Raw genomic sequence first — 20,672 nt, 5'->3', positions numbered from 1 at the left:
AAATAATTATTAATTTACAAATAAATACATAAGTGATATCATAATAATATGAAAACGATACAAAGGAGTGGTTATATGCAAGAACGTCAAGCTTGGAGTATGAATGGAGTACTAGGTATTGGATTGATTGTTCTGTTACTAGTAGGTGGTGTGTTTAGTTTTTTTCAATCATTGTTTCTGCTAGGAATTCCATTGTTTATTATTGCGGTAGTTTTGGCTAGTGGGGTGACCATTGTACAGCCGAATCAGTCTATTGTTGTTATTTTCTTAGGAAAGTATATGGGAACTGTCCGTCGTGAAGGAATTCTCATTACTGTGCCGTTTTCGGTACGAAGAACGATTTCTTTAAGGGTTCGTAATTTTAATAGTAATCGATTGAAAGTGAACGATGTAAATGGTAATCCGATTGAAATTGCAGCAGTAGTCGTATTTAAAGTAGTTGATGCAGCGAAAGCTGTTTTTGACGTGGACAAATATGAACAGTTTGTATCGATACAAAGTGAAACAGCTATTCGTGCCGTTGCAACTACGTATCCTTATGATTCATTTACAGGTGAAGAGTTAACATTACGTGGAAATGCTGATGAAGTATCTAATGAGTTAACTGCAGAGCTTCAAGAACGTTTGAAAGTAGCAGGAGTGGAAGTAATCGAAGCGCGTTTGACTCATCTTGCCTATTCAACGGAGATTGCACAGGCTATGCTACAACGCCAACAAGCAAGTGCGATTATTTCTGCACGTGAGCAAATTGTCCATGGTGCTGTTGGTATGGCGCAAGATGCAATTGCTCGTTTAGAAGAAGGTAATACCGTGGAGTTGGATGATGAACGGAGAGTGGCGATGATTAATAATTTAATGGTGGCGATTGTTTCTGATCATGGGGCACAACCTGTGATCAATACTGGGTCACTTTATCAATAAGTTGGTTGTATAATGGCGAAAAAAAAGAATTTTCCGTTGCGCATTGACCCAGAACTCTACGATATATTGCAACGATGGGCACAAGATGAATTCCGCAGTGTTAATAGTCACGTAGAATTTTTGCTTAGAGAATCTGCTAAACGATCTGGAAGACTACCGAAAAGTCAGGATAAGAAAATCGGAGAAGATTAGTGCGTAGTTGATAGAATTAATAAAGAATGAAGATAAAAAGGTGTGGAGGAACTGTCCTTATTCCATTTCACATTTACCTTGTCTTCATTCTTTTTTTGTTATAAGGGAGTGTGGTGACGACCAGAAAATTAAATTTCCCATTGTAAACAAACACTAACCTCAACTGATTGACATCGCGATTCTTAAGAACAGACTAAAGTTTCCTGTGTAATGAGTCATGCTTAAATCAGATGAAACATATGTTTAATAGCGAAAGGTTACAACGTGATAAGTTTTCGTTAATAGAATGTTGTCATTTTGTAGCTACTTAATATAATTTGAAAGGGGTTGCATTCGTGAAAAAGATAGGTTTTGCAGCTGTTTTGTTAAGTCTTATGTTATTTCTGGTAGCTTGTGGGGATGATAATGCTTCTAATGATAGTTCGGATGATGTGGTAACAGATGGTGGTTTGATTGGTGTAGCAATGCCGACAAAGTCTTCCCAGCGTTGGGTAGATGATGGGGAAAATATGGTTGAACAGTTAGAAGCATTAGGATATGAAGTAGATTTACAATATGCTGAAGATGACGTTGATACACAAATTGAACAAATTGAAAACATGATTGTAAAAGGAGCAGATGCACTAGTTATTGCATCTATTGATGGCACAGCACTAACAGATGTATTACAGCAAGCAAATGATCAAGACATTGAGGTAGTAGCTTATGATCGCTTAATTATGGAATCTCCCCATGTTTCTTATTATGCGACATTTGATAATTTCCAAGTCGGAGTCTTACAAGCATCCTATTTGGAAGAAGTGCTAGATCTAGAAAATGAACCGGGGCCATTTAATATCGAGTTGTTTGGAGGTTCTCCGGATGATAATAACGCATACTTTTTCTGGGATGGTGCTTTAAGTGTGTTGCAACCATACTTAGATGAGGGCAAATTAGTTATTCAAAGTGGTCAAACAGAATTTGAACAAGCAGCTACAATGCGCTGGGATGGTAACACAGCTAAATCTCGAATGGAAAATATTTTGAGTAGTGCTTATGCAGGGGATGAAAAAGTGGATGCAGTATTATCACCATACGACGGTATTAGTCGTGGAGTTATTCAAGCGTTGAAAGGAATTGGATATGGTTCAGATGAGCTTCCGTTACCTGTGATTAGTGGTCAAGATGCAGAGCTTGCTTCGATTAAATCTATTATTGATGGTGAACAGACACAAACGGTTTTCAAAGATACACGTGATTTAGCTGCAGTTGCAGTAGAAATGACGGAATCCATATTAAAAGGAGAAGAAGCAGAAGTTAATGATACAGAAACATATGATAATAACGAAAAAGTAGTGCCTACCTATCTAGTAGAGCCGATTTCCGTAGATATTAACAATTATCAAGAAGTGATCTTCGATAGTGGTTATTATTCAGAAGATGAATTGTAACGAGTAGGCTGGAGCAACATGATGAATGTAGTGGTGATCATGATCATCGCTACATTCGTTGTATCTTTATGGAAGGTGGTGAGGATGTGTCCGGTTATATTTTAGAAATGAATCAAATTACGAAAGCCTTTCCTGGTGTAAAAGCGTTAGATCAAGTGGACTTGCAAGTTAAGCAAGGTGAAATACATGCATTAGTAGGAGAGAATGGTGCAGGTAAATCGACATTGATGAAAGTCCTAAGTGGTGTTTACCCTTATGGAAGTTATGATGGGGAAATTTTATTTGAAGGGGAAACGTGTCAGTTCAAGGATATTAAGCAAAGTGAACGTGTAGGTATTGTGATTATTCATCAGGAGTTAGCGTTAAGTCCTTATCTGTCAATCGCGGAAAATATTTTTCTAGGTAATGAACGAGAATCACAACATATTATGAAATGGCAAGAAACTTTTTCAGAAGCAAAAAGGTTACTAGAGCGAGTTGGGTTAAAAGATTCTCCTGAAACAGCGGTGATGGATATCGGTGTCGGGAAGCAACAATTAGTGGAGATTGCCAAAGCATTATCGAAAAATGTAAAACTATTAATCTTGGATGAGCCAACCGCGGCACTGAATGAAACAGATAGCGAGAATTTATTAAAGCTGTTATTAGAGCTTAAACAACAAGGCATGTCTTCGATACTAATTTCACATAAATTAAATGAAGTATCATTGGTAGCAGATTCTATTACGATACTTAGAGACGGTAAAACAATTGAAACGCTAGATGCCACAGTGGAGCAAGTATCAGAAGCACGGATTATTAAAGGGATGGTAGGACGTGAATTAACCAATAGATTTCCAGAAAGATATCCACAAATCGGTGAGACGCTTTTCGAAGTGAAGAACTGGAGTGTATATCATCCGCAACAACAAGAACGGAAAATAATAGATAACGTTCATTTTTATGTGAAAAAGGGTGAAATTATCGGTATTGCTGGATTGATGGGGGCAGGGCGGACAGAATTGACGATGAGTATTTTTGGCAAATCCTATGGCAGCAAAATTAGTGGAGAGCTATATAAGAATGGAGAGCTAATTGAAGCTAATACAGTAGCACAGGCGATTGAACATGGCATTGCGTATGTATCAGAGGACCGCAAGACATACGGTTTAAATTTGATCGATGATATTAAACGGAATATTACGTTAGCTAATTTAAAGAGAATATCCCGATTAAACAATATAGTGATTGAAGAAGGAAAGGAAGTACAAGAGTCACAACAATTAAGCGAGCAATTAAATATCAAAACACCTTCGCTTGAACAACTAGCGGGTAATTTAAGTGGTGGAAACCAGCAAAAAGTTGTTCTAAGTAAGTGGATTTTTACGGAACCAGATATTTTAATATTGGACGAACCAACAAGAGGTATTGATGTTGGTGCTAAATTTGAAATTTATACACAAATTAATCAGCTCGCACAGCAAGGGTTAGCTGTAATAGTCATTTCTTCAGAATTGCCTGAAGTATTAGGATTAGCAGACAGAATATATGTGATGAATGAAGGAAGAATGACCGGTGAATTACGGAGAGAAGAGGCGAACCAGGAGGAAGTTATGCGTTATATGACTGGAGCGGGAGGGGAATAAACGTGCAAACGATCGTTCATTTATTCAAAAACAATGTAAGAGAATATGGAATGATTATCGCATTAGTATTAATTACCGGTTTGTTTTGGGTTTTAACGGATGGAGTAAATTTTACTCCCTTAAATTTAACGAACTTAATTTTACAGAATGGCTTTATTCTTGTACTCGCAATTGGGATGGTACTTGTTATTATTACAGGTAATATTGATTTGTCTGTTGGCTCAATTGTCGCCTTTATTGGTGCGGTAGCTGGCGTTCTTATTATTAATATGAATGTACCAGTATGGTTGACGATTATTCTTGCACTTCTCGCAGGAGCTTTCATTGGTGTATGGCAAGGATTTTGGATTTCTTATATTGGGATACCATCTTTTATTGTAACATTGGCAGGTATGCTTATTTTTAGAGGGCTCACATTATGGTTGCTAGGAGGCCAATCGTTAGCGCCATTTCCTGATTCCTTTCAACAAATTAGTAATGGATTTTTACCAGATATCGGTGGAGGGAGCATTCATATTGTTACACTTCTCCTATCGGCTTTGTTATCGCTCTTATTAGTTTACTTGGAATTCAGGGCTCGCAAGGCACAATTACAATATCATTTAGAAGTGCTGCCTATTTGGGTAACCCTAGCTAAACTAACGGTCTTATTATTAGTGATTAACTGGTTTGCTTACCAGCTTGCATTGAACAAAGGAATTCCTATCGTATTAGTGATTGTTTTATTATTAATTGCATTGTATACGTTTGTTATGAAAAATACGGTGATCGGTCGCCATATTTATGCAACGGGAGGAAATAAAAAAGCAGCGGATTTATCTGGTATTAAAACGAAACAAGTAGTATTTTGGGTGTTTGTAAATAACGGTGTACTCGCGGCATTAGCTGGGTTAATGTTTGCAGCGCGGTTAAATTCTGCGACGCCTGCTGCAGGTAATATGTTGGAGCTTGATGCGATAGCAGCTGTGTTTATTGGTGGTGCTTCTATGGCTGGTGGGGTTGGGACTGTAATAGGAGCGATTGTTGGTGGCCTTGTGATGGGGGTTATGAACAATGGTATGTCCTTAATTGGTATAGGTATTGACTGGCAACAGTTTATTAAAGGGCTAGTATTGTTATTTGCAGTAGGATTTGATGTGTACAACAAGAAGAAAAGTTAAGCAGAAATAAAAGCACTGATCATTAATGATCAGTGCTTTTCAATAATTGATTTTTTTCTTTGAGTAATTGTTGAAATTCTGCCTCGAGTTCTTTGGAAGGTTCGATACTTAATCTACTCAGTACATCGGTTATTTTGGTTTCAAGTATTAGCAATTGTTTATCAAGATTATCTTTGGTGATCGTGTTATTGCGCTGATGAAAAGATTGATAGTTCCCCTCAAAATAATGGAGTTGTTGTTCTTCGATCGAAATAATCTTATTAGCAAGTTTTTCGATAAACCTACGATCATGCGAAACTAAGAGGACGGTACCTTCATAATTGATAAGTAATTTCTCTAACGCCTCCATTGCTTCTGTATCTAAGAAATTAGTTGGTTCATCTAAGATTAGTGTATTGCTATGACTAAGGAGTAGTTTAGCGAGTGTAGCTTTGACACGCTCACCACCACTTAAAACCGTTACTTTTTTATCGACGTCATCACGAGAAAAATGAAGTCTTGCAAGTACTGTTCGAATCAACGTATCCTGATGAAGCGATCCTTCTCGTACATTTTCTAATATAGATAGATGTGGATCAAGGATGGATAAGTCTTGCTTAAAGTAAGCAATTTTACAAGCAGCAGAAATTTGTATACCTTTTTCACTGTTGATTATTTTACGAATGAGTGTAGTTTTTCCGCTTCCGTTTGCGCCGATAATAGCAAGTTTGTCGCCGCTCTTAATAGAAAAACTGGCCTTTTTCCATAAACGTCGCCTACCAATATAAGCCTCTATATTCTCCGCTCGAATAAGTGTTTTACCTGTTAGTTGTTCTTGGTGAGGCAAATCCATTTGTATCGGTGTTTCTTCATAAGGTTTCTCTACTTTGTCTAATTTCTCTAGTCTTGTTTCGATTGATTTGGCTGTTTGCTGCAACTTTTTTTGTTTTTTTGCAAAATACGGTTTTGCTCCTGTTATTCTCGCTTCTGATTTACTCGTGTTTTTTGGTTTTTTTGTAGCTCGTTCTGCTTTTTTAGATTTTAATGTTAAAGCATGCTCTAATTGGTGTTTTTTTGCTTGGTAGTTTTCGTATTTTTGTTGCTGTTCCCGTGCCGCCTGTTCTTTTTGTTCTTTAAAAGCTTGATAATTTCCTTTGTACTCATGCAGTTTCCATTGCTCTATTTCCCATATTTTTGTACAGGTTGTGTCTAAAAAAGCTCTGTCATGTGAGACGATAATATAGGCACCTTGCCAATGCTTCAGCGTATTTTCTACCCATTCAATATGGTTCGTATCTAGATGTGTGGTAGGTTCGTCGGCTAAAAGCAAGCTGCTTCTTTTCGCGAATGCTTGTTGAATATAATCTTGTGTCACTTCACCACCACTTTTATCCCCATCTGGTTCTTTTAGCTGAGGAAGGAGAGCTACTGTACCAAAACGTGTAAGGCTGCCTTTTTCAGGTGCTAACTTTCCAGCTAATACGTGTAATAAGGTTGTTTTCCCACATCCGTTCTTTCCAACTAGGCCAATCCGTTCCCCTTCATATATGGTTAGTTCATCTATCTCTACTAAAATTCGTGCTTTGGCAGAGATAACTAACTCGTTAGCTTGTAATAACATAACAATCGCTCCATTCGTATTTGGAGACGCAAAAAGGTCCCCTTATTCCAATCAGAATAGGAGACAGTAACCGAAAGAAAGGCAGAACCGTATAAGGATTAATCCTTATACATATACCGGTCAATGAGTATGCATCCTATTCTGAATATTCCTTATAAAGACATACGTATCCCATGAATCTGAGATAAGATCTTTATAAAAATATTGATGAGAGAATAGGATTATTATTTCATTGGCCTACAGTTCACCCTTTCGCTTTTATTTAATTAAAGTGTACAGAGGTAGAAGGAATAAGTCAACCTCATAACTTATACCGCATTCTTTTTTCGTAATAGATAAATAAAAATAACAGTCCATATTAAAAGCCAAATCAGTGGAGTGTCGATAATGACAACAAGAGTAAGACTTAAGAAAATAAACAGGAGTTCTTTTTTTCTTTTTATTTCTTTCGTCGAAATAATAAATGCAATGACAAAGATACTGATTAAACTAACAATAGCGATGAACAGAAAGCTTCCTATGCTTCATTACTCTTTGTGGAAAATATTTCCCTTATTTATTTTACTAAAGCGAATAGAAGTTGTAACGTTCATAGCATCATCATAAATTATCGGTGACAAAATGGAGTAATTAATAAAAGAATATCATCATTCATATTGGGAATTTTCCCTTATGAAAACTCCACCATAAACCGACAATGATTATTCCCTTCTGTTTTGCATTGTACTCTTTTGACGTTTTCTGTGCCTAGCACTTTTCTAAACATACTTGTTTCGCACTGACAGGCGATATGAAATTCCTTCGCTACTGCATAAATAGGACAATTATATTCAAGAATTTCGAATTGGTTTTCGTCATGCTGATGTAGCTCTGCCATATATCCTTTTTCGTTTTGGATATGGACAATATCGCGTAGCTTATCTTGGTTCGATGTTCCGCTAACACGTTCTGAATATTGATCAATCAATCGCTCTTCACGGTTTTCAAACAGTTGTCTAATCGATTCTCTTCCATGTATTTCTTCGATATCTTTTAAGAATTCGACACTAATTGATTCATAATTGTTCGGAAAGAGCCGTTTTCCTTTTGCTGTTAAAAAGAATTGTTGAATGGGGCGTCCGATCTCTTGTTTTACATCTTGACTGGATATTAGGCCATCCTTTTCTAATGTAGATAAGTGTTTGCGAATAGCCATATGCGTAATATTTAAGTGCTTGATCAGTTCATTAACAGATAAAGCGGATTCCTTTTTTAATAACTCAAGAATTTTATCTTTTGTCGTTTGTACCATTAGATCACTCCTATACGAGCTTCTATCTACTAAACTCTGAAAAAAATGGAAATATTGAAGCATAGGTATTGAATATTTGTTAATTATAGTATAACATATAATTATACTTTTTATACTAAAAGGTATAATAAATCATTTTTGGAGGTTTTACATATGGCAAACTTTACTTTACCTGAATTAGGCTATGCATTTGATGCACTAGAGCCACACATTGATCAAAAAACGATGGAAATCCACCATGGCAAACACCATCAAACATATGTTACAAAGCTAAACGCAGCGTTAGAAGGACAAGCTGAATTAGCAGACAAAAGTCTAGAAGATCTTCTAACTGATTTAGACAGTGTACCTGAAAGTATTCGCGGTGCTGTACGTAACAATGGTGGTGGGCACTTTAACCACACATTATTCTGGGAAGTAATTGCTCCAGGATCAAAATCTGATAAACCAGAAGGCGAATTAGCAGCAGCAATTGATGAAGCATTCGGTAGCTTCGATCAATTCAAAGATCAATTCGCAAACGCTGCAGCTACAAGATTTGGCTCTGGCTGGGCTTGGTTAGTTGTAAACAGCGAAGGTAAATTAGAAGTAACAAGCACACCAAATCAAGATAACCCAATTTCTGATGGTAAAACAGCTATCCTTGGTGTAGACGTTTGGGAGCATGCTTACTACTTAAACTATCAAAACCGTCGTCCTGACTATGTTGCAGCATTCTTCAATGTAGTAAACTGGGATGTAGTAGCAGAGAAATTCCAAGCAGCTACAAAATAATGTACGTTCTATGATCAATAAGTAAACATAAAAGAGTGGAGAGGTGCTTGGTATCTTTCCACTTCTTTTTAGTACACAGATATAGTTTGTAAAATATAAAAAATGGCTCATAATAAAATGAGGGTATTACTGACGTTTACATCTTGATAAACACAAATAAGTGTAAGTTTAGGGGAGGTACTTAAAAATGGCATTTGTCATAACGGCACCTTGTGAAGTAGAGAAGGCTGGGGAATGTGCAACTGTATGCCCAGTCGACTGTATTGAAGAAGGTAAAGACCAATTCTATATAGACCCTGATATTTGTATTGACTGTGGCGCATGTGTTGCAGTATGTCCAGTTGATGCGATTGTTGAAGAATATGAATTAACTGAAGAACAAGAACCATATTTAGAAAAAGCAGAAGCGTTCTTCGGTAATTAATGAAAAAAGTGTAATTAGTTCCGTTTTGAAGTATGCTTAATAAATTGTAAGATAAAATGAGCGTTGAATTGTACATCAATTTGATGCTCATTTTTCTTTAATATTTCGATGTTCATCTGTATTTAGCATTTCCCTTTGCAAAGCTACGTACAAAAACTAATGTAATTTGCAAAAAAAAGAGCAAATTCCTCATTGAGAAATGCTCTGTCTTGTTAAACTAAAGCACCCGTTAGTTCAAGGTAACTCTTCAGGGTTGTTTGGATTGTTCTTTTTTTCTGCTAAATAATTCCAAACATAATAAACAATCCAAAAAATGATTATTACTAAAGGTGAAAAGAACTTGTAATTATTAGGGAGAAAGATAAATAGTAAAAGTGCAATAATTGAAAATGGTGGCATAAGTATCCAATAACGCTTGTTTTTAAAATCTTTAAACACAATATCACCCCCAATTGTTGAAGAGTAGTCTACTAAATTCTAATTTAAACTTAACTACTGCTAATGCCAGAAGATAGAGAGCAAATCCTTATTGAACATAAGCCCCCGTTAGTTTAAGTGAACTATTTCACAAGAGAAGCCCACTCCTATGTCGGAATGTGCTTTGAATAGACCTTCTCTTTTATAGAACTATCGTGTTTTATAGTTTTCGTGCCTTGATTACAAAAGTTACAGGGAGAATCTTTGCTTTTTTTGCAAAATCGCTTTTATTGGATTGAATAATTTCATCATCAGAATCTTCAATCATTTGCTCAATGACAAATCCCTCTTTCGCCAACGCATTCACATAAGTTGACAGTTTACGGTCGGATAATGTTAGCGTACTTTCGCCAAGAGTTACTGAATACCAAGATTCATCGAAATAACATTTCTTAAATACAAGCTTATCATTCTCTGGAGCAACACATTTATGTATCGGGTGAGACCAACTGAAAATAAAAACCCCGTCCTTTTTTAGATAAGATGCAATCTGGCGAAAGGTCCCCTCAAGGTCGGTTGTCCAGCCTACCGCATAAATAGAATAAACAAAGTCAAAATAATTCTTTGGTAAGCCACATTCTCTTTCCATAGGAGAACAGACTAACTTCGCTGAAAGACCACACGACGTCAACAGCTGTTTTGTTTTTTCGATTTGATTTTCCGATAAATCCATCCCCCATAGTTCAGATGCTTCGCGTTCCCCCATATATTTCAAGGATTGACCGCTCCCACAGCCTATTTCTAGCATCTTTTTTCCCGAGACATCCCCAAAAAGCTGACACTTTTCTTCCGAGACAAATGCTCCATAGAAAGGAAGTGCGGTTGCTCCTAAAACATCATTTCCTTTTGTATCCCAAAATAGGCTATTTGTTTCATGAATACTAAACGTATCCATTTCAGCTGAGATAGCGCCTACCTCACCACCGCCAATCATGTTTGTTCTATGAACAGAACTCTTGTCCATGCCGTCATCCTCCCAAAATCTGACTCACTAAATATTTCTATCTATTATATCAAAAGTACGTTCCTATTTGAAGTAATTTTTACCAAATATTAGATTAAGTAAATCTACTCATTAGCAATTCCTGTCATCCCATAATTTCGCAGTATTAGTATCACTTCAATTCTTCCACTAAACTGCCCCGTTGAATAACGTTCTTTAATTTTTTTACCATATATAAGTTAATTATCCCAAAATTATCTAAATTATTTATGCAGTTCGAAGTACAAAAAGCCTTACATTTTCGCCTGCAATTTTATATGAAAAAAGTAGTTCAATTAGGGGGTGCAAATTATAATTTTGTACTCCAAAACTGAACTACTTTCATTTTGTTATTCTTTCTCCCCAACAACTGTAAAGCGTTCGTTAACATGCTGTGGATTCTCGATTTCGTCTACAAGTGAAATAGCATAGTCTGCGTAACTAATATAACTTTCTCCAGCATTATTGTTTATTACGGTTTCGTTTCCTGTTTTGTAGGAACCAGTTCGTTTTCCTTCTGGATCAAACATTGCCGCAGGGCTCAAGTGTGTCCAGTTTACATTATCTGTTTGTTTTAATTCTTCCAATGCTTTACCCATGTTCGAAGCTAATGGATAAACGAAATCTGGAAAGTCTGGTGTGTCATATAAATGGGTTGTTTTTTCTTCATCTACATATAAACTACCTGCACCACCAACAACGATTAGTCGAGTGTCTACCCCTTTGAATGCATCAATTAACACGCGATGTGAGTCAACATGCAAATGCTCTTGTCCTTCAGGAGAGTTGAACGCATTGACTACTACATCAAACGCTTTAATATCTTCCGTTTTTATATCAAATATGTCTTTTTTCACTACTTTCACATCTTTATTAACGATTTTTTCAGGATTTCTTACGATGGCTGTAACTTCGTGACCTCTGCTTAGTGCTTCTTCTGTTATTAATTTACCTGATTTTCCGCTTGCTCCAATAATACCGATTTTCATAGTAAATTCCTCCTTTAACTCATTTGTAACCATTATAGTTACAAATGAAATGTGAGTCAAATAAAAAAACATCTCACTTCTAATCAGTGAGATGTTCGATAATATCTTGTAATGTTTGCTTCGCTAATTCCTGCTCCATAGCAAGTTGAGCGCGGGTTAGCGAAATGTCGAGTGCTGTTTGAATGCTTTTCCCGACATCACAATTCGGATTAGGCTTTTCGTGAATAGCGAATAATTCTTTTTCATCTGTAACAGCTTTATATATATCGAGTAAGGTAATTTCTTCAGGTTGTTTGACAAGGGAGTAACCAGCAACACCAGGTCCGCCTTGAATTAGTTGTGCTTTTTTTAGTAAAGAACCGATGCGTCGAATGACAACGGGATTCGTATTAACACTTCCTGCGATTATATCTGATGTGGCTACTCTGTTAGCTTCGGAAGCTATCAGAGATAAGATGTGAATCGCTACGGAAAAACGTGTGTTTATCATTTTGTTCACCACCAATGTATATATTTTAGTAGCTCCTTCGTTTGATTGTCAATAAACACTAAAAAACAGTGTATCGTAAAAAGAGGAGATGTTATAATTTGTATGTCGATGGAAGAGGGTGGGAATAAATGTGGAAAAAAATATTTAAAAAACCGGAACCAGTTCATGATGAGTTCCGTCTAATATATGACATGTTTTATTCAAGAGTATATCGTGATGCTTTTTTTATTACGAGAGATGCGCATTTAGCACAAGATGCCCTGCAAGAAACGTTTGTAAAGGCGTATAAGCATATGGATCGATTAGAAGATAAGGAACGGATAGGAGCTTGGCTATCGACTATTGCAACGAGAACAGCCATCGACTTGCTTAGAAAAAGAAAAGGAACACATGAAGTGTTGAGTGATGAAGTCTTCTTACAAAATCAAGATCTAGAAGAGGTAAGCTTGGATCCCCTAGACATAGTCGAAGGAAATATAGCTAAAGAGACATTGAGACAAATAATGGGTGAACTAAAAGCAGAATATCGTGAAGTATTACTGTTACATTATATACATGAGCTATCCATAAAAGAGATTGTCCTTTTATTAGATTTGAACGAATCTACTGTGAAAACAAGATTATATCGTGGTCGAAAATTAATCAAAGAAGAGCTAACGAGTAATCCGAAAAGACAATGGATCGGTGGTGAATCATGTTGAGTGAGGATCACAAATGGAAAGAAATGCTTAAAGAGGACTATCTCCACGTGCAAGTTCCAGCGGAAAAAAAAGAGGATAGTTGGGATAGTATTGTGCAAGAATTGTCAAACGAACCACGAAAAAACAGAAGAGCATCAAATAAATGGATGTTAGTAGCGGCAATGCTTGTTTTTATGGTAATAGGCACTATTCTTGTACAATCTAATCAGACACAAGCATTTAATTGGATTATAAGCATGTTTGAAACATCGAATGGTAATGTTACGCAAATAAATCAATCAAATACACAAGAATCCTCTACAGCAGATGATGATGTTCCGGATTTTACTAGGATCGAAACAGAATCTGTACAAGAATATCGTGAGGAAATGTCCTTTGAAGAAGCACAGGAAGTCACGGAATTTCATTTGTCACAGCCAACATACTTACCAAAGAATTATGTATTAGATGACATAATTGTATTATATGAAGAGGATACTGCAAAACAGGTGGAGTTTCATTATATAGACGAGTCAAATAACTATATTTCCTTACAGCAAATATATCAAGCGAACGATTTTGCTGATGCGAAAGTAATCGATAATCAAGATACAGAGGTAGAAACGATTACCTTACATGGTGGAGAAGCAAGAATGTTAATTTATGAAGATGATCAGATTGAAATGATCTGGAGTACTACACATATGAATTGGGTGTTAGAGGGTACGGAAGATAAGCAAGAAATGATAAACATAGCAGAAGCTATTGAGTAGAAAAGGAGGCTTACGATTATATCAAGCCTCCTTTTTTCTATTTAGAATTTAATAGCATTGGTTACGGCATATAATTGTTCACTTTTTGTATCTTTTAAAATGGTGTGAACAGTATGTATACGATATTCATAGTTTTTTTCGATCTTAAAGTTTACACTTCCACTAACAAATGAGGAATTTCTTTCTGTGAATCGTTTGCTGTTTCCTGTGTTCACCCATGCGCCTGTTGCTTTATTTTTTACTTGCAAGTGGATGCTACAACTAATTTGCTGTACGGAAGAATAACTAGATGTATTACATCTTGCGCCAGCGGTTTTTGCATCTACTTTACTAAATGAAGCATTACCATTTTTGATGTATTTACTGGACTGGGTATCCATAATCTCGGTCGTTACTTGTGGTGAATCCTCTATGGATGCATCCACATCTACTGAAAATAATAAAAAACCTATGATGAGAATACATGATGAAACCAAACTACTCCTTACCCATTTCATTCAATCATCTCCTTATAAGATTTTTGCTACTATAAGAAAGACGGAAATAAATGGATAAAGGTTACATTAATTGTTTAAGAACTTTGTTTTTTTAATGCATTCATTTGTAAAAATCTTAAAGCCATTTTGATTCTTAGTAAATCATCATTATTCTTTATATCAATACGGAGAATTGAGCTTATTTTATTCAGACGATATAGAACTGTGTTGCGATGGATAAAGAGTATGGTGGCGACTTCTTTTAAAATTACCGTCACATTCAATAAAGGTCTCAAGTATTGCTAACATATAATAATTTAGATTAGCTGCGTAGAAAACGATTAAACTTGTAATACGTAGTACTCCGTCATGATCGTATAGGCATTCTTTTCGTAATTTGATACAATAGAGTATGGAAGGTTACTAGAAAGGAAGTTTAAATATGACGTTTGTCAATGAAATGCGTCCTATTACGCCTGATTATGATCCGTGGGAAGCATACATGGATGTAGAAGAATACGGGGAAATGACGTTAACGAATATAGAGTTTACAACAACTCATTTATGTAATATGCGCTGTGCGCACTGTGCTGTTGGGTACACATTGCGAGATAAGGATCCAGATGCCTTGCCGTTTGACTTATTGAAGCAACGTTTGGATGAAATTCCGCATTTGCGTACATTAAGTATTACTGGCGGAGAACCGATGATGTCCAAAAAATCTGTTCGTGAATATGTGGTGCCGTTACTACGATATGCCCATGAGCGAGGTGTTCGGACACAAATTAATTCTAATTTAACATTGCCATACTCTCGTTATGAGGAAATTATTCCATATTTAGATGTATTACATATCTCACATAACTGGGGAACGCCAGAGGAATTTGCGGAGACTGGTTTTGCTAATATGGAGCGTAAGCCTAGCGAGGAAAATCGTAAAAAATATTTTGACCGTATGGTAGAAAACTCACAACGATTAGCAGCAGCTGGAGTAATGGTCTCAGCCGAAACGATGTTAAATAAGCGTACATTTCCATATTTAGAACAAATTCATGACCATATTGTGGAGATGGGCTGTGCCCGTCATGAGGTTCATCCAATGTATCCGGTCGATTTTGCTAGTAATATGGAGACACTTTCTTTAGCAGAAATGCAAGAAGGTATTGAGCGCTTACTTAATCATCGTAATGAATCAATGTGGATGCTGTTTGGTACATTACCATTTTATCCATGTAATAAAAGTGAAAGTGAGCTTGCATTGCTTAAACGATTATACCAAGAGAAAAACGTTACAGTAAGAAATGATCCAGATGGAAGATCACGCCTTAACGTCAATATTTTCTCTGGAGAAGTGATCGTAACAGACTTTGGTGATGATGAAGAGCCGTCACTTGGTAATATTCGAACAACTCCACTGCAAACTTCCTATGATCGTTGGATGGAATCGAAAACGGCTAAGTCATTGAATTGTCATTGTCCGGCTGTAAAATGTTTAGGTCCCAATATTTTAGTAAAGAATACGTATTATCAAGATACGGATTTTACGAAAAGAGAAGCAAAGATTGCAAGATAATGGAGATAAAGCCCTGTTCTTAAAAATGAGAGAACAGGGCTTTTGTTGTGTGTAAGGGTAGTTACCGAAGCGATGTGACAAATGTCATATTTAATTCCTGACAACTGCGTCTTATAAATACGATGTAATTGGCGTAAACTTCACCTATAGAAGTTTTGAAAGTAGGGATGTTGATGAGCAAACAAAAACAAGCACAGTTAAGAAAAGATGTTATGCCTTATGCTACATCAAAAACAAAAACAAGCATGATCCAACTACTTAATACGATTCCACCATTTTTTATACTATGGTATTTAGCCTATCAAAGCTTATCGATCTCGATTTTGTTGAGTCTAGCTTTTTCCATTATTGCAGCGGGGTTCATGGTACGCACATTTATTATTTTCCACGATTGTGCTCACCAGTCCTTTTTAAAGAATAAGAAATGGAACCGTGTGATTGGAACATTGACTGGTGTTATTACTCATTTCGCTTTTGAGAAATGGAAGAGAGAGCATGCGATTCATCATGCTACGAGCGGAAATCTCGATCAACGCGGAACAGGTGATATTTGGATTATGACGGTGAAGGAATATCAACGTGCAAGTAAATGGAAAAGATTGCAGTATCGTCTTTACCGTAATCCTTTTGTTATGTTCGGGCTAGGACCATTTTTATTATTTTTATATGAAAATCGATTTAATCGTAAAGATGCTCGTAAAAAAGAGCGCTGGAATACGTATTTGATTAACTTTTTGTTAATTGCGACTTATACAGTGCTAGTACTAACGTTAGGCTGGCAGGCGATTCTGCTAGTACAGATTCCGATTGCATATGTAGCAGGAATGTTAGGAATTTGGTTGTTTTATGTTCAACATCAATTTGAAGATTCTTACTTTGAAAATGAATCGGAATGGGATTACGTTAAGGCTGCGGTAGATGGAAGCTCCTATTATCAATTACCGAAATGGTTAGAATGGATGACAGGAAATATTGGTTATCACCATGTACATCATTTAGCGCCAAGAGTGCCTAACTATCATCTAGAAAAGGCACATAGTCAAACACCTCCATTACAAAAAGCTACAACGATTACATTAAAGACGAGTTTGGAATCTATTCGCTTTCGACTTTATGATGAAGAACGAAAAACGTTTATAAGCTTTAAAGAAATGAAAGTACGAAATAAACAGCAAGCGAATATACCTATACCTACCAGAAAAGATTCACAGTCTATACGTTCCTAAATGAGGAATGGCCTTGTCCACTCGTTCCAATTCTTTTGGTACAATGATGACAAGGTCTTTTTTGTTGCCAAAGCTACCACCTTTATAAAAGAACACATCTTACGTTGGCAGAAAAATATTCTTTAAGGTAGTGGAAAGATATGATAGGTTAGAAAGATAATGTGAAGGGGAGACGGTGTAATGCGTCATTGGTATGATATTTTTCCTCGAAATACCGGGTTGAGTTTGTATATATGGATTATTTTTTGTGTGCTTCCTTTTTATTTTATTTTTCGATCTACTTCTTTGTGGGAAGTTGCTTTTGGGATAGCGGCAACGATGATCTTTTTTGGTGTGTATTGGGTGACATTTAATTCGCGTGGACCATTAGTATATATCGGTTTAAGTATCGAATTTTTGATCCATAGTATGATGACGATTCTGTTTCAATATGTCTATTTTGCCTTGTTTACGGCATTTTTCATCGGAAATATTCGGAGTAAGGCAGGGTTTATCACGATGTATGTGATTCATCTTGTTATATCTGTTGGGGCGATGACGACAGGTTTTTTATTGGATTATACTTCCTTCTTAAGTCAGATACCTTTCTTAATTATGACTATTCTAGGTATCATTTTAATTCCGATAAATCGTTATAATAGATTAAAGCAAGAAGCGTTGGAAGGACAATTGGAAGATGCCAATAAGAAAATTGCACAGTTGGCCATTATAGAAGAGCGACACCGCATTGCGCGAGATTTACATGATACGTTAGGGCAAAAACTATCATTGATTGGTTTAAAGAGTGAACTTTCTGCTAAGTTAATGGAAAAAAATACAGTAGCAGCGAGAAAGGAACTGCAAGATATTCAAGATACCGCGCGACATGCTTTAAAAGAAGTACGTGAAATGGTTTCGAACATGAGGAATGCCAAGCTATTAGAAGAATTTGATCGTGCTAAAGAGCTATTAAATGCTGCAGGAATAGAGCAAAAGATGATGGTGGAAGCTGATTGTGAACACCTTCCATTGTTTCTTGAGAATGTCTTGAGTATGTGCTTGAAGGAAGCAGTAACTAACGTTGCAAAGCATAGTCATGCCTCCAGCTGTTCGGTTTACCTTACAGAAACGAAACAAGCAATTCAATTAGTAGTAGTTGATAATGGTATAGGTCATGTAACGAGTAAAGATATGGGGAATGGGTTAAAGGGAATGAAGGAACGATTGGAGTTTGTTAACGGAACATTGGATATGCGACGGAACGACAATCAATTTGAAGTACATCTATCAGTTCCAAAAGTATTGAAACAGATTGAAGAGGGGGAAGAGTTGTGATTCGACTTGTGCTCGCGGAAGATCAACAATTGCTATTAGGTGCGCTCGGTGCATTGCTAGATTTGGAAGAAGATATGGAAGTAGTCGGCAAGGCTGTAAATGGAGAGGAAGTGTTAGCTTTAGTAAAGAAAGAACAACCGGATATTTGTTTAATGGATATTGAAATGCCTGTTATGACAGGATTAGACGCAGCAGAACAGTTGCGTGATTATTCTTGCAAAGTAGTCATTTTAACTACATTCGCGAGACCAGGGTATTTTGAAAGAGCAAGAAATGCTGGTGTGGGTGGTTATTTGTTGAAAGATAGTCCAAGTGAAGAATTGGCACAATCCATTCGACAAATTATGAAAGGAAAAAGAGTGTACTCTCCAGAATTGATTGATGTTGCTTTCTCTGAAGGGAATCCATTAACAGATCGAGAAATTGATGTGATGCAATTACTCGTTCAAGGAAAGCCGACGAAAACGATTGCGAATGAACTGTTTTTGTCAGATGGGACTGTCCGAAATTACATATCGATTATTTTGGATAAATTAGAGGTGAAAAATCGCATTGAAGCTGTGGCAAAAGTGAATGAGAAAGGATGGTTAAAATAGAAGTCGTTTTTCGGTTTCTATTTTTTGCTTTTTTATATAAAGGGAACGTATAATGTTCTAGCAGAGTAAATAATAAAACATTGTACGTTACAAAGATTCGAACTTATTCACTATTATTTGCTTTTGTTAAAGGGCATACATAGTTTCATACTTATACAACAGGGGAGTGAGAAAATGACGAAAACGATACAAAAACGAGGGACAATTGTTGCACTTTTGTTAGCGGGTTCATTTATTGCAATACTTAACCAAACATTAATGATTACAGCGATACCACCAATCATGGTTGAGATGGATATAACGGCTAATTCAGCACAATGGTTAACGACGATCTTTATGATGATTAACGGTATTATGATTCCGATTACAGCATTTCTAATTGATCGATTTACGACACGACAATTGTTTATTACAGCAATGAGTGTTTTTGCGTTTGGTACATTAGTAGCAGGCTTTGCACCAAACTTCCCAGTGCTATTGACTGGCCGTGTTATTCAATCGGCAGGTGCAGGGGTTATGTTACCATTAATGCAAACCGTGTTTTTAATGATCTATCCAGTTAACAAGAGGGGAACCATCATGGGGATGGTTGGATTAGTAATTTCCTTCGCTCCAGCAATTGGTCCATCATTATCAGGGTGGATTACAGAACAATTTTCTTGGCGAGTACTATTCTATATTATTTTACCTATTGCTATTATTGATATTGTGATTGCCTACTTTGTTATGAAAAATGTAACAGAAGTTTCGAAGCCTAAGTTAGATGTGTTATCTATTATCCTATCATCCTTTGGGTTTGGTGGGTTATTATATGGATTTACCAGTGCGGGTAATAATGGCTGGACTTCCCCGATCACCATCATCGTACTAGCTATTGGTGCCATTGCTCTTGTTTTATTTATTTTACGCCAATTGAAGCTGAAACACCCGATGTTAGAATTTCGTGTGTTCACTTATTCCATCTTCCCGTTAACGGTAAGTCTTGGAATGATTGGATTTATGGGATTAATTGCGGTCGAAACAATAGTACCGTTATATATGCAAGATGCGAGAGATTTCTCACCACTTGAATCAGGTTTAGTTATTTTACCTGGAGCATTAATTACAGGGATAATGTCGCCGATTGTTGGTAAAATTTTTGATAAAGTAGGAGCAAGATGGCTTGTTATTAGTGGATTTGCCATTATGGTTATAGGATCGTTCTTGTTTACCATTCTTGATGAACATACCTCGATTACGTACTTAACGATTGTCTTTGCACTGCGTATGTTCGGTCTTTCATTAGTAATGATGCCAGTTGCGACGGCTGGTTTAAATCAACTACCAAAACGATTAATTGCCCATGGTGCAGCAATGGATAATACTTTACGTAACGTATCTGCTTCTGTTGGTACGGCGATTATGGTAACGATCATGACACAAGCCGAAACCATTGCTGAAAATGCAGGGAACCTATACCCAGGCATTCAAGCAGCAAATACAGCATTTTTAGTACTTGCTGTTATTACCACAGTTGGATTAGTATTATCATTCTTTGTGAAAAATTATAAACCAAATGAAGAGTAGGAGATTAGCATTTTGCTAGTCTCTTTTTTTGTGCGAAAAACTAAGATGGAAATGTATAAAGTAGTAAATAAGATTCATTTTCTTTTCGTATATTGTCGATCAACATAAAAGTG

General features: G+C 36.5%; 22 protein-coding genes. 14 read left to right on the top strand and 8 right to left on the bottom strand.

Annotated features, from left to right (window positions below; all coding sequences use genetic code 11):
• The first annotated feature begins 75 nt into the window (after nt 1-75).
• The 5 genes from SH601_RS10555 to mmsB all read left to right on the top strand — a co-directional run bounded on the left by SH601_RS10555 (nt 76) and on the right by mmsB (nt 5,328).
• Nucleotides 76-921, top strand: a complete 846-nt coding sequence (locus SH601_RS10555) for an SPFH domain-containing protein (protein ID WP_319958266.1) — start codon at nt 76-78, stop codon at nt 919-921.
• 12 nt (nt 922-933) lie between these two features.
• Nucleotides 934-1,113 carry a type II toxin-antitoxin system antitoxin gene (locus SH601_RS10550; protein WP_319958265.1) on the top strand — a complete coding sequence of 60 codons (180 nt, stop codon included), beginning with the start codon at nt 934-936 and terminating at the stop codon, nt 1,111-1,113.
• Nucleotides 1,114-1,448: 335 nt separating this feature from the next.
• Nucleotides 1,449-2,543, top strand: coding sequence for a multiple monosaccharide ABC transporter substrate-binding protein (gene chvE, locus SH601_RS10545; RefSeq protein ID WP_319958264.1), 1,095 nt, complete (start codon nt 1,449-1,451; stop codon nt 2,541-2,543).
• A gap of 86 nt (nt 2,544-2,629) precedes the next feature.
• Nucleotides 2,630-4,168 (top strand): multiple monosaccharide ABC transporter ATP-binding protein, encoded by a 1,539-nt coding sequence (mmsA, locus tag SH601_RS10540; protein WP_319958263.1) that lies wholly within the window; start codon nt 2,630-2,632, stop codon nt 4,166-4,168.
• A gap of 2 nt (nt 4,169-4,170) precedes the next feature.
• Nucleotides 4,171-5,328, top strand: coding sequence for a multiple monosaccharide ABC transporter permease (gene mmsB / locus SH601_RS10535; RefSeq protein ID WP_319958262.1), 1,158 nt, complete (start codon nt 4,171-4,173; stop codon nt 5,326-5,328).
• Between the two features lie 22 nt (nt 5,329-5,350).
• Here the strand turns inward: mmsB and SH601_RS10530 are convergent, their stop codons facing one another.
• Nucleotides 5,351-6,928, bottom strand: a complete 1,578-nt coding sequence (locus SH601_RS10530; protein WP_319958261.1) for a Vga family ABC-F type ribosomal protection protein — start codon at nt 6,926-6,928, stop codon at nt 5,351-5,353.
• Nucleotides 6,929-7,598: 670 nt separating this feature from the next.
• Nucleotides 7,599-8,219 (bottom strand): helix-turn-helix transcriptional regulator, encoded by a 621-nt coding sequence (locus SH601_RS10525; RefSeq protein WP_319958260.1) that lies wholly within the window; start codon nt 8,217-8,219, stop codon nt 7,599-7,601.
• A gap of 153 nt (nt 8,220-8,372) precedes the next feature.
• Here SH601_RS10525 and SH601_RS10520 point away from each other — a divergent pair, with 153 nt between their 5' ends.
• Both SH601_RS10520 and SH601_RS10515 read left to right on the top strand, forming a co-directional pair.
• The gene (locus SH601_RS10520; RefSeq protein ID WP_319958259.1) at nt 8,373-8,993 is read left to right on the top strand and encodes a superoxide dismutase; all 621 of its coding nucleotides are present in this window, start codon (nt 8,373-8,375) and stop codon (nt 8,991-8,993) included.
• A 187-nt stretch (nt 8,994-9,180) separates the two neighbouring features.
• On the top strand, nt 9,181-9,417 hold the full coding sequence (locus SH601_RS10515; RefSeq protein WP_319958258.1) for a ferredoxin family protein: 237 nt from the start codon (nt 9,181-9,183) through the stop codon (nt 9,415-9,417).
• A 234-nt stretch (nt 9,418-9,651) separates the two neighbouring features.
• Here SH601_RS10515 and SH601_RS10510 read toward each other — a convergent pair whose 3' ends face one another.
• The 4 genes from SH601_RS10510 to SH601_RS10495 form a co-directional block, all read right to left on the bottom strand.
• Nucleotides 9,652-9,855, bottom strand: coding sequence for a hypothetical protein (locus SH601_RS10510; protein ID WP_319958257.1), 204 nt, complete (start codon nt 9,853-9,855; stop codon nt 9,652-9,654).
• 199 nt (nt 9,856-10,054) lie between these two features.
• The gene (locus tag SH601_RS10505) at nt 10,055-10,858 is read right to left on the bottom strand and encodes a class I SAM-dependent methyltransferase (RefSeq protein WP_319958256.1); all 804 of its coding nucleotides are present in this window, start codon (nt 10,856-10,858) and stop codon (nt 10,055-10,057) included.
• A 368-nt stretch (nt 10,859-11,226) separates the two neighbouring features.
• Complete coding sequence (locus tag SH601_RS10500) at nt 11,227-11,865, bottom strand: NAD(P)-dependent oxidoreductase (protein ID WP_319958255.1); 639 nt, start codon at nt 11,863-11,865, stop codon at nt 11,227-11,229.
• Nucleotides 11,866-11,944: 79 nt separating this feature from the next.
• On the bottom strand, nt 11,945-12,355 hold the full coding sequence (locus SH601_RS10495) for an Rrf2 family transcriptional regulator (RefSeq protein ID WP_319958254.1): 411 nt from the start codon (nt 12,353-12,355) through the stop codon (nt 11,945-11,947).
• Nucleotides 12,356-12,483: 128 nt separating this feature from the next.
• Here SH601_RS10495 and SH601_RS10490 point away from each other — a divergent pair, with 128 nt between their 5' ends.
• Together SH601_RS10490 and SH601_RS10485 are read left to right on the top strand one after the other, a co-directional pair.
• Nucleotides 12,484-13,056, top strand: a complete 573-nt coding sequence (locus SH601_RS10490; RefSeq protein ID WP_319958253.1) for an RNA polymerase sigma factor — start codon at nt 12,484-12,486, stop codon at nt 13,054-13,056.
• Nucleotides 13,050-13,808 carry a DUF4367 domain-containing protein gene (locus SH601_RS10485; protein ID WP_319958252.1) on the top strand — a complete coding sequence of 253 codons (759 nt, stop codon included), beginning with the start codon at nt 13,050-13,052 and terminating at the stop codon, nt 13,806-13,808. The genes SH601_RS10490 and SH601_RS10485 overlap by 7 nt, the downstream gene beginning before the upstream one ends.
• A 41-nt stretch (nt 13,809-13,849) precedes the next feature.
• On the opposite strand, the gene SH601_RS10480 is transcribed toward SH601_RS10485, so the two are convergent.
• Both SH601_RS10480 and SH601_RS17635 read right to left on the bottom strand, forming a co-directional pair.
• Nucleotides 13,850-14,305 (bottom strand): DUF6147 family protein, encoded by a 456-nt coding sequence (locus SH601_RS10480; RefSeq protein WP_319958251.1) that lies wholly within the window; start codon nt 14,303-14,305, stop codon nt 13,850-13,852.
• 74 nt (nt 14,306-14,379) lie between these two features.
• Nucleotides 14,380-14,562, bottom strand: a complete 183-nt coding sequence (locus tag SH601_RS17635) for a helix-turn-helix domain-containing protein (protein ID WP_413775115.1) — start codon at nt 14,560-14,562, stop codon at nt 14,380-14,382.
• A gap of 164 nt (nt 14,563-14,726) precedes the next feature.
• Between SH601_RS17635 and yfkAB the strand changes: the two genes are divergently transcribed.
• From yfkAB to SH601_RS10455, 5 genes are all read left to right on the top strand, one after another.
• Nucleotides 14,727-15,857: a radical SAM/CxCxxxxC motif protein YfkAB gene (gene yfkAB / locus SH601_RS10475; RefSeq protein ID WP_319958250.1), complete on the top strand. Its 1,131-nt coding sequence runs from the start codon at nt 14,727-14,729 to the stop codon at nt 15,855-15,857.
• 173 nt (nt 15,858-16,030) lie between these two features.
• On the top strand, nt 16,031-17,083 hold the full coding sequence (gene desA, locus SH601_RS10470) for a Delta(5) desaturase DesA (protein ID WP_319958249.1): 1,053 nt from the start codon (nt 16,031-16,033) through the stop codon (nt 17,081-17,083).
• Nucleotides 17,084-17,263: 180 nt separating this feature from the next.
• Nucleotides 17,264-18,397, top strand: coding sequence for a sensor histidine kinase (locus SH601_RS10465; RefSeq protein WP_319958247.1), 1,134 nt, complete (start codon nt 17,264-17,266; stop codon nt 18,395-18,397).
• Nucleotides 18,394-18,993, top strand: a complete 600-nt coding sequence (locus SH601_RS10460; protein WP_319958246.1) for a response regulator transcription factor — start codon at nt 18,394-18,396, stop codon at nt 18,991-18,993. Before SH601_RS10465 ends, SH601_RS10460 begins: the two co-directional genes overlap by 4 nt.
• 174 nt (nt 18,994-19,167) lie before the next feature.
• Nucleotides 19,168-20,559, top strand: a complete 1,392-nt coding sequence (locus SH601_RS10455; protein ID WP_319958244.1) for a DHA2 family efflux MFS transporter permease subunit — start codon at nt 19,168-19,170, stop codon at nt 20,557-20,559.
• The last annotated feature ends 113 nt before the right edge of the window (nt 20,560-20,672 follow it).

It is taken from the genome of Gracilibacillus pellucidus, from assembly GCF_033949965.1.
Lineage (GTDB): Bacteria > Bacillota > Bacilli > Bacillales > Amphibacillaceae > Gracilibacillus > Gracilibacillus pellucidus.
This window is presented reverse-complemented; position numbering and strand designations above follow the sequence as displayed.